This window comes from Pseudohaliea sp., assembly GCF_054552115.1.
This window is the reverse complement of the sequence record NZ_JBTOLW010000021.1, coordinates 58,609-68,223: the sequence shown is the minus strand read 5'-3', so window position 1 is coordinate 68,223 and position 9,615 is coordinate 58,609. Positions and strand designations below refer to the sequence as shown.

At 70.3% G+C, this 9,615-nt stretch carries 9 protein-coding genes; 6 read left to right on the top strand and 3 right to left on the bottom strand.

The features are described from left to right. Positions 1 to 108: 108 nt before the first annotated feature. Positions 109 to 762, top strand: coding sequence for a transglutaminase-like domain-containing protein (locus tag ACX93N_RS11180; RefSeq protein WP_459428501.1), 654 nt, complete (start codon positions 109 to 111; stop codon positions 760 to 762). A gap of 24 nt (positions 763 to 786) precedes the next feature. Here the strand turns inward: ACX93N_RS11180 and ACX93N_RS11175 are convergent, their stop codons facing one another. Beyond that, positions 787 to 2,223 carry a serine hydrolase domain-containing protein gene (locus tag ACX93N_RS11175; protein WP_459428500.1) on the bottom strand — a complete coding sequence of 479 codons (1,437 nt, stop codon included), beginning with the start codon at positions 2,221 to 2,223 and terminating at the stop codon, positions 787 to 789. A 78-nt stretch (positions 2,224 to 2,301) separates the two neighbouring features. Here ACX93N_RS11175 and ACX93N_RS11170 point away from each other — a divergent pair, with 78 nt between their 5' ends. Genes ACX93N_RS11170 through ACX93N_RS11160 form a run of 3 tightly spaced genes read left to right on the top strand, consistent with a single transcriptional unit; the run spans position 2,302 to position 5,425 of the window. Then, positions 2,302 to 3,462 carry a methionine aminotransferase gene (locus ACX93N_RS11170; protein ID WP_459428499.1) on the top strand — a complete coding sequence of 387 codons (1,161 nt, stop codon included), beginning with the start codon at positions 2,302 to 2,304 and terminating at the stop codon, positions 3,460 to 3,462. Next, a complete protein-coding gene (locus ACX93N_RS11165; protein ID WP_459428498.1) occupies positions 3,450 to 4,256 on the top strand; it encodes an amidohydrolase in 807 nt (268 codons plus the stop codon). Before ACX93N_RS11170 ends, ACX93N_RS11165 begins: the two co-directional genes overlap by 13 nt. Further along, a complete protein-coding gene (locus tag ACX93N_RS11160; RefSeq protein WP_459428497.1) occupies positions 4,253 to 5,425 on the top strand; it encodes a dipeptidase in 1,173 nt (390 codons plus the stop codon). The genes ACX93N_RS11165 and ACX93N_RS11160 overlap by 4 nt, the downstream gene beginning before the upstream one ends. On the opposite strand, the gene ACX93N_RS11155 is transcribed toward ACX93N_RS11160, so the two are convergent. Next, a complete protein-coding gene (locus ACX93N_RS11155) occupies positions 5,422 to 6,429 on the bottom strand; it encodes an Ldh family oxidoreductase (RefSeq protein WP_459428496.1) in 1,008 nt (335 codons plus the stop codon). The two genes, ACX93N_RS11160 and ACX93N_RS11155, sit on opposite strands and share 4 nt — an antisense overlap. Positions 6,430 to 6,432: 3 nt before the next feature. Beyond that, positions 6,433 to 7,212, bottom strand: coding sequence for a crotonase/enoyl-CoA hydratase family protein (locus ACX93N_RS11150; RefSeq protein ID WP_459428495.1), 780 nt, complete (start codon positions 7,210 to 7,212; stop codon positions 6,433 to 6,435). Between the two features lie 258 nt (positions 7,213 to 7,470). On the opposite strand from ACX93N_RS11150, the gene purU reads away from it, so the two are divergent. Continuing rightward, a complete protein-coding gene (gene purU / locus ACX93N_RS11145; protein ID WP_459428494.1) occupies positions 7,471 to 8,346 on the top strand; it encodes a formyltetrahydrofolate deformylase in 876 nt (291 codons plus the stop codon). Further along, positions 8,347 to 9,597, top strand: a complete 1,251-nt coding sequence (locus ACX93N_RS11140) for a sarcosine oxidase subunit beta family protein (protein ID WP_459428493.1) — start codon at positions 8,347 to 8,349, stop codon at positions 9,595 to 9,597. It begins immediately after the preceding gene. Positions 9,598 to 9,615: the final 18 nt, after the last annotated feature.

Genomic DNA, 9,615 nt, shown 5'->3' with positions numbered 1-9,615 from the left:
GGCCCCACCGGGGGGGGGGGGGGGGGGGGGGGGGGTTGGGGGCTGGGGGCCCTCGCGCCCGCCCCCGCCACGCGGTACCCTTGGCGGGAGCCGCAGACGGAGACAGCCATGGCCCCTGGTCCCCAGTCCCTCGAGCCGACCTGGTTCATCGACAGCGACAGTGATGCCGTGCAGGCCTGGGCCTCGCAGGCCGTCGGCGGCGCGGCAAGCGATCCCGTCGCCGTCGCAGAGCGCCTGTTCTACGCCGTGCGCGACGGCATCCGCTACGACCCCTACCGGGTCTCCCGGGATCCCGCCGCCTATCGCGCCAGCGCCGTGGCGGGGTGTGACGCCAACTGGTGCGTGCCGAAGTCGGTACTTCTGGTCGCCTGCGCCCGTGCCCGGGGAATACCCGCACGGCTGGGTTTTGCCGACGTGCTCAATCACTTGACGAGTGAGAAGCTGAGCGAAAGCATGGGGACCGACCTCTTTGCCTGGCACGGCTACGCCGAACTCTGGCTGGGCGAGCACTGGGTGAAGCTGTCCACCGCTTTCAACATCGAGCTGTGCGAACGCTTCGGGGTGAAAGCCCTCGAGTTTGACGCGCTGGAAGGCGCGCTCATGCATCCCTACGACGAGCGTGGCCGCCGCCACATGGAGTACGTGCGCGAACGCGGCAGTTTCGACGACCTGCCGCTGGACGCCATCTTCGCCACCTTCGACGAGATCTACCCGGCGATGGCTGCCGCGGACGGGAAGCGGGACCCCGCCTTTCATGGCTGAACGGCCCTCCCGGGAGCGCGCTTTCTAGCGTGCCCGTGGAAAGGCCTTCAGCACCTCCCGCAGCAGGGCCCAGCGGTCGAAGCCCTGTTTCCCGTAGTCCAGGCCCCGGCGCACGATCACCAGGTCGTGGGACGGCACCACGAGCACGAACTGCCCCCGGTTGCCGGCCGTGCTGTAGGCGTCGGCCGGCACCTCGCCCTTGCGGTCGTCGGGCACCAGCCACCATTGGCCGCCGTAGTCGTTGCCGCGCGGCGCGGAAGCGGGCGCCGGCGTGCGCACGAAGTCGATCCACTCCTTCGCCAGCAACTGCTCCCCTTGCCAGCGACCCTCGTTGAGGTAGAGCAGGCCGAAGCGGGCGAGGTCGCGGGCGTTGGTGTAGACCTGGCTCGACAGGATAAAGTCGCCGAAGCGGTCCATGGAGAGCAACGTGTTGCGCATGCCGATACGGTCCAGGAGCGCCTCGCGCGGGTAGGCATGATAGGCGGCCTCGTCGGCGAAGGTCCGCTTCAGCGCGTAGACGGCCAGCAGCGTGTCGTAGTTCTCGTAGTCCCAGAAGGTGCCGGGCTCCCGCACGAGGCCGCGGCGCCGGGCGCCGTCGACGGAACTAGCCCCGGCCCAGTAGGCGAGTCCCGAGCCCGAGGCGTATTCCATGCCGAAGCTGTCCACCGGGTAGAGCCCGCTGCTCATGTGCAGCAGATGGCGCAGGGTGATGGCGTTGCGCGGGTCCGTGTCGTCGCTGGCCAGGGGCGGAAGCCAGTCGATGCCGAGCGGCGCGTCGAGTTCGAGCCTGCCGTCGGCGGCGCGCAGGCCCATGAGGGTGACGGCGATGCTCTTGGCGGTGGACCAGGTCCGCGTGCGCGTAGCGGCGTCGAAGCCGGGGGCGTAACGCTCGTGGACGAGCCGGCCGCGGTGCACGACGAGCAGGCTCACCGTGTCCTGCTCCGCCGTCGGCCGCTCGAAGGCCCAGTCCGAAGCGGCCTGGAGGGCCGCGGCGTCTACCGCCTCGGGCAGTGGTGCCGTCTCCACGAGATCGCCGTCGGGCCAGGGCACGCCGGCGCCCGCCGCCGGGTCGGGGGAGGGGAGAGCCGGCAGCTGGTCGATCGACGCCAGGGGTGCCCCGGGCTCCATCACGATGCAGCCGATACCGCTGCGGAAGGCGGCACTGACGGCCGGCCCGTGCTCACCACCGCCCACGGTGACCGCCCGCCGTGCCCGGTCGACCGCGTAGGGGCCGCCCGTCGCGTCCCCGAGCACGCGGCTTTCGAGGTAGGCGAGCTCCTGGTCGAACACCTGTTCGAGCGTGCGCCGGGAGGTAAATAGGCCATTGCAGGTGAGCACGGCCTGTACGCCGTTGCGGATGAGCTGCCGGTTGCCGGCGTGGTAGTCGTAGCCGTCGCTCGCGGCCATTGCCGGGGCGGTGGCCAGCAGGCAGGCCAGGGCGATGAAAAGGCGTCGTGCCATGAGATCCTCCGGGGTGCGCTTGGAGTGCGCATGCTACGGCCTTGTATACTCCCAGGCCAGTTGCAGGGCGGGGGAGCCATGGCCGGAATCGAGCGCGTCGACAGCAAGCTGCCGCGGGTGGGCACCACGATCTTCAGCACCATGACGGCGCTGGCGCAGGAGTGCGGCGCCATCAACCTGTCCCAGGGCTTTCCGGATTTCGCCCCCCCTGCAGCGCTGGTGGACGCGCTCGGCGAGGCGGCCCGGGCCGGCCACAATCAGTACCCGCCCCTCGCAGGGCTGCCACGCCTCCGCGAGCTCCTGGCTGACCAGTTGCAGCGCTACCGCGGCGTGACGGTGGATCCGGAACATGAGCTCACGATCGTGCCCGGTGCCACGGAAGGGCTCTACTGCGCGATCACCGCAGTGGTCCGCCCCGGGGACGAGGTGATCGTGCTCGACCCCGCCTACGACAGCTACGAGCCGGCCGTCACCCTCGCCGGTGGCCGCACCGTTCACGTGCCGCTGACGCCGGGTGCCTTCGCCATCGACTGGGATCGGGTGCGGGACGCCATCACAGCGCGCACGCGCCTGCTGATGCTGAATACGCCGCACAATCCCTGCGGCAGCACCGTGAGCCGGGAGGATCTCGACGCGCTGGCGTCCCTCGCCGAGCGGCACGGGTTCCTCGTATGCAGCGACGAGGTTTACGAGCACCTGGTGTTCGACGGCGCCGCCCACCACAGCGTGCTGCAGCATCCGGGACTGCGCGAGCGCAGCTTCGCGCACTATTCCTTCGGCAAGACCTTCAGCGTCACCGGCTGGAAGACCGGTTACTGCGTCGCACCGCCGGCGCTCACGGCGGAACTGCGCAAGGTGCACCAGTTTGTCGCCTTCGTCGCGGTGACCCCGGTGCAGCACGCGGTGGCAGCGTTCCTCGAGGCTCAGCCGGAGTACCCGGGCACGCTGGCCGCGGCCTACCAGGCACGCCGGGACCGGTTCCTCTCCGCGCTTTCCGGTTCCCGCTTCCGCTTCCGGCCCGCCGCCGGGGCCTATTTCCAGCTCCTTGACTACGGCGCGGTGAGCGACGAGCCTGACACCGTGCTCTGCGAACGCTGGACGCGGGAGCACGGCGTAGCCTCCGTGCCCGTGTCCGTGTTCCAGCAGGCGCCCCCGGCGGGGCAGACACTGCTGCGTTTCTGCTTCGCCAAGTCCGACGATGTGCTGGAGGAGGCTGCGAGACGGTTATGCGCGATCTGAAGGTCACCCTGGTCCAGTGCGAGCTCGCCTGGGAGGCACCGGCGGACAACCGGCGCCAGTTCGGCGAGCTGCTCGAGACGGTCCCCGGCGACAGCGATCTCATCGTCCTGCCGGAGATGTTCACCACCGGCTTCTCGATGAACGCGGTGGCCAACGCCGAGGAGCCCGGAGGCCCCACGGAGCACTGGTTGCGGGAGCTGGCGCAACTGCGCGACTGTGCGCTCACGGGCAGCATCGCCGTGCGCGAGAACGATGCGGTCTATAACCGCATGCTGTTCGCCACCCCGGAGGGCGTCATCCACTACGACAAGCGCCACCTGTTCCGCATGGGCGGGGAGCACAAGCGCTACGCCCCCGGCGCGAAGCGGGTCATCGTCGAGTGGCGCGGCTGGCGCATCAAGCTGGAGGTCTGCTACGACCTGCGTTTCCCGGTGTTCAGCCGCAACCGCGGCGACTATGACCTCCTCCTTTACGTGGCCAACTGGCCGGCGGTGCGCGGTGCCCACTGGCGCGCGCTGCTGCCGGCCCGGGCCATCGAGAACCTCGCCTGCGTGGTCGGGGTGAACCGTATCGGCAGCGATGCGAACGGTCTCGACTACGCCGGTGACAGCGTCGCCATCGACGCGCGCGGCGACTACCTGGCGGACCTGCGCGACCGGCCCGGCTGCGAGACCGTGACCCTCGACGGCGCGGCGCTCGAGGCCTACCGCGAGCGCTTCCCCGGGCACCTTGATGCCGATGAGTTCACCCTGCAGCTCACGGCGGCCCCGACGCTCATGGATAGCCCTCGATGAAAGCCTCCCGGATCATCCTCGTTCTTGTCGTCGTGGCCGTTGGCCTGTTCTTTGCCCTGGCGCCGCGGATGGCCGAGGAGCGCATGAACCGGGTCCTGCCCCACGAGCCGGTGACGGTATCGCCCGAAGCGGCGGCCCTGCACGCGGACCTCGTGGTCGGCGACCTGCACGCCGACAGCCTGCTCTGGCGGCGCGACCTTACGCGCCGCGCCGACCGCGGCCACGTGGACCTGCCGCGGCTGCGCGAGGGCAATGTCGCCCTGCAGGTGTTCACGGCGGTGACCAAGACGCCCGCCGGCATGAACTACGAGGAGAACGCCAGTGACGCCCGCGACAACATCACCCTGCTGGCGCTGGCCCAGCGCTGGTCGTCGCGCACCTGGGACAGCCTCGCCGAGCGGGCGCTCTACCAGGCGGGCAAGCTGCGTCGCTTTGCCGAGGCCGAGCCGGAGAGCCTCCTGCTCCTGCGCCATGGCGGCGACGTGCCGCGGCTGCTCGCCGCCCGGGCGGCGGGTGCGCAGACGGTCGGTGCCGTGCTCGGCATCGAGGGCGCCCACGCCCTCGACGGCGACCTCGCCAATGTCGACCGGCTCTACGACGCGGGCTACCGCATGGTCGGCCTGCACCACTTCTTCGACAATGCCCTCGGCGGCTCGCTTCACGGCACCGGCAGCCACGGGCTCACGGACTTCGGCCGTGCGGTCGTCGAGCGGCTCGATGCCCGGGGCATGATCATCGACGTGGCGCATTCCTCGCCGGAGAGCGTGCGCGACGTGCTCGCGCTGACATCGCGGCCGGTGGTGGTCAGCCACACGGGGTTCCGCGGCGCCTGCGATACGCCGCGGAACATCGAAGACGGGCTAATGCAGGATATCGCGCGCCGCGGCGGGCTCATCGGGGTCGGCTTCTGGGATGCGGCGGTCTGCGATGTGTCGCCGGCCGGGATCGTGGCCGCCCTGCGCTACGGCATCGAGCTGGTCGGCGCGGACCATGTGGCGCTGGGCTCCGATTTCGACGGCGCGACGACGGTGCCCTTCGATAGCGCCGAAGTCGCGGTGCTGACCGACGCTATGCTCCGTGAAGGCCTGGACGAGGCCACGATCCGCAAGGTCATGGGCGGCAATCTCGCGCGTTTTCTCACAGAGAACCTGCCGCAGAGTCCCCGCTAGTGGCCTGAGGGACCGGCCAGGGCGCGGATCCTCGCCAGCAGCGCGCTGTCCACGGCGCGCGGGCCGGGCGCCCGGCGCAGACCGTGGCGCCGCGCGCCGGGGAGCCGTGCGCCGGGGATCGCCTCGAAGCGGCGGAAGAAGGCCTCGGTGCGCTCGCCCGCATCGGCACCGGCGAGGACCGCCGGATCGACGGCGAGGAGGAACTCGCCGCCCCGGGTCGGTCCGCCATCGGCCGAGTCGCCGGCGACCTCGTAGCTGAAGGCATCCCCCGTGGCCGCCGCCGCGAGCAGCTCCACCAGCAGGGCGATGGCCGAGCCCTTGTGACCGCCGAAGGGGAGCTGCGTGCCGGCGAGGATCGCCGCCGGGTCCGCGGTGGGCTGCCCGGCGGCATCCACGCCGGTGCCCTCCGGTACCTGGTGCCCGGCCCCGGCGGCGAGCTGGAGCTCCCCCTGGGCCATGGCCGCCGTGGCCATGTCGGCGACCACCGGTTCCGCGCCGGGACGCGGCCACGCGAAGGCGAGGGGGTTGGTCCCGAAGATCGCCTCGCTGCCGCCGTGCGGCGCCACGACGGCGGCATAGTTGACGCAGGCGATGCCGGCCAGGGCCTTGCCGGCCAGTGCCTCGGTCTCCGGCCACAGCGCGGCGAAGTGATAGCAGTCGTTGATGGTCATGGCGGCGACGCCGAGCTTTTTCGCCGCGGCCGCCAGCGCGGGAAGGCCGCGCTCGAGCGCCAGCGGCGCGAAGCCGCCGGCGCCGTCCACGCGCAGGAAGGCCGGCGTGACCTCCCGGACAGTCGGGTCCGCGTCGCCCCGCACGCGCCCGTTGCGCAGGGCGGCGACATAACCGGGAATGCGGAAGAGCCCGTGGGAGCGCGCCCCGTCCCGCTCGGCGGCGGTGACGGTGCGTGCGACCGCGGCCGCGTTGGCGGCATTGCAGCCGTTGGCCGCGAGAACCTCCTCGGCGAGGGCGCCGATCGCCGCCAGGTCCAGGGTGGTGTCCGGCACGCCTCAGCGCCCCTTGAAGACCGCCTTGCGCCGCTCTATGAAGGACTGCACCCCTTCGGCCGCGTCCTCGCTGGCCATGACCGGGACGAGGTCGCGGAGGAACTGGGCGACGCTGGTCTCGCGGTCGTTCTCCTGGCTGAAGCGCGTGGCCCGCAGGCAGGCCTGAACCGCGAGCGGGGCGGCGTCGGCGACGCTGCGGGCCAGCGCCAGGGCCCGGTCAATCTGTTCGCCGGGCTCGGTGAGTTCCTGCACCATACCCCAGCGCAGGGCGTCTTCCGCACTCCAGCGGTCACCGGTAAGCAGTACCCGCTGGGCGTTGCCCCAGCCGATTTCCCGGGGCAGGCGCATGGTCGCGCCGCCGCAGGGGTACAACCCCCGCTGTACCTCGAGCATCTGGAACTGCGTATCGCTGGCGGCGACCCGGATCTCGGTGTTCAGCAAGGCCTCCACTCCCCAGGTGAAGCAGTAGCCCTGCACCGCGATCACCACGGGCTTGCGATGCAGGTCCCCCGCGGTGCCGAGCGGGTCCACCTCGCCCTCGCGCACGGGGAAACCCTCGCCGGAGGAGAAAATCCCGGCCCACTGGTCCAGCTCCACGCCCGCGGTGAAGTGCCTGCCCTCCGCCGAGAGCACCGCCACGCGCAGTTCCGGGTCGGTGTCCAGGCGGTAATAGGCCTCGGCCAGCGCGTGGTACATCTCGAGGCTGAGGGCGTTGTACTTTTCCGGTCGTGTGAGATGGATGTGGAGGACGTGACCGTCGACGCGGGTCTCTACCTGGGACATGCTCGTTTCCTTTCGGCTGTCATTGTGTTTGTTAAAGCTGGGCGTTTCCGTAGCCCCCTGCAGGGCGACCGCTCGAGCAGCTTCGCGGAGGCCAATGGTCTCCGCTCCGGCCCGGCGGCGCAACGCTGTCATCGCCCCGTTTTCCTCCGTCGCGCTGCGTCCCCCGTTTGACGAGCAGGAGTCCCCCCCCGGTTCCTATTGAACTGGCGAGGGGGGTTGGCGATCATGGTCGGCCCCCGAACCGGAGCCCGACCCGCCATGGCCGACGCCAATAAGGAAAGCCCGCCCCGGGCCTATGTCCTCTCCTTCCGCTGCCCGGACCGCCTGGGCGTCGTGGCCCGCTATTCCGGCCTCATGTACGAGTGCGGCGCCTACATCACCGAGGTGTCCAACTACAGCGACCCGGTCACGGAGATGTTCTTCCTGCGCTGCGTGTTCGATGACCGGGCCATGACCGTGCCCTACGCCGAGCTGGCGAGCCGCCTCGAAACGCTCGCGGCCGACATGGCCATGGACTACACGCTGCGGCCGGTGTGCGAGCGGCCCCGGGTGCTGGTGGCGGTGTCCCGCTACGACCACTGCCTGAGCGCCCTGTTGACCAAGTGGAAGGCCGGCGCCCTGCCGGCAGACATCGTCGCCGTGGTCAGCAACCACGAGGAGTGCCGGCGCCTGGCGGAGTTCCACGGCCTGCCCTACCATCACCTGCCGGTCACCGCGGAGAACAAGCCCGAGCAGGAAGCCGCGCTGTACGCGCTCATGGAGGCGGAGCGGGTCGAACTGCTGGTCCTGGCGCGCTATATGCAGATACTGTCCGATGATCTCTGCCGCCGCGTCGAGGGCAGGGCGATCAACATCCACCACTCCTTCCTGCCGGGCTTCAAGGGCGCCAAGCCTTACCACCAGGCCTATGAGCGCGGGGTCAAGGTGATCGGCGCGACGGCCCATTACGTCACGCCGGACCTCGACGAAGGGCCGATCATCGTGCAGGAGGTCCGGCCCATCGACCACCAGGTGTCGGTACAGCAGATGGTGCACTACGGCCACGATATCGAGGCCACGGCCCTTGCGCAGGCGGTACGGCTGCACTGCGAGCAGCGGGTGATCCTCAACGGGCAGCGTACGGTCATTCTCTAGATGAAGCGCTACTCGGCATTGTCCCTGCTTCGGGGGGCGCTCAATGGCCACCGGAACTGGCCCGAGGCCTGGCGCAACCCGGCGCTGAAGAGCAGCTATGATGCGGTGATCGTCGGTGGCGGCGGGCACGGGCTCGCCACGGCCTACTATCTCGCGAAGCAGCACGGTATGACCCATATCGCTGTGCTCGAGAAGGGCTGGCTCGGCGGCGGCAATACCGGGCGCAACACTGCGGTCAGCCGCTCGAACTATTTCTACCCGGAGAGCACGCGCTTCTTCGATCATTCGCTGCGCCTCTACGAGGGCCTCGGCCGCGAGCTCAATTTCAACATCATGCTCAGCCAGCAGGGCATCATCGGCCTGGCCTCGAGCCGCCACGAGCTCGAGACCTATCGCCGCTGGGTCACCGCGATGCAGCTGCAGCCGGTCGACGCGGAATTGCTGACCCGGGACCAGGTGGCCGCGCGGGTGCCGCTGCTCAACATGAGCCGCCGGGCCCGGTACCCGGTTTACGGCGCCTTCATGCAGAAGCGCGGCGCGATCTCCCGCCACGACGCGGTGGCGTGGGGCTACGCGCGGGCGGCGGATGCGCTCGGGGTCGATATCATCCAGCACTGCGAGGTCACGGGGATCGACATCGCGGGCGGCGCCGTGTGCGGCCTGAGGACCTCGCAGGGCACCGTTCGCACCGACAAGGTCGCCCTCGCCGTGGCCGGGCACAGCTCCGGTCTGGCGGCCATGGCCGGCCTGCGTCTGCCTATCGAGAGCCAGGCCCTGCAGGCCATGGTCACGGAGCCGGTGAAGCCCTGCTTCGAGCACATCGTCATTTCGCCGGCGGTGCACTGCTACCTGTCCCAGTCGGATCGCGGCGAGTTTGTCATCGGCGGCGGCACGGATCTGTACCCGTCCTACGGCCAGCGCGGCTCCTTGCGCGGCACCGAGGCGGTACTCGGTGCCGTGGTGGAGCTGTACCCGAGCCTGTCGCGCATGAAGCTCATGCGCCAGTGGGCGGGCATCGTCGACATCTCCCCCGACACCAGCCCCATCATCGGCAAGACCCCGGTCACGGGGCTCTATCTCAGCACCGGCTGGGGCACCGGTGGCTACAAGGCCATCCCCGCGGGGGGGGAGACCCTGGCCTTCACCATGGCCGAGGACCGGCCCCACGAGCTGATCGAGCCCTTCGGCCTCGACCGCTTCGTGAGCGGGCGGCTCATCGACGAGGGCGCCGCGTCCGGCGTCGCGCACTGACGGCACAGGGAGGAAGAG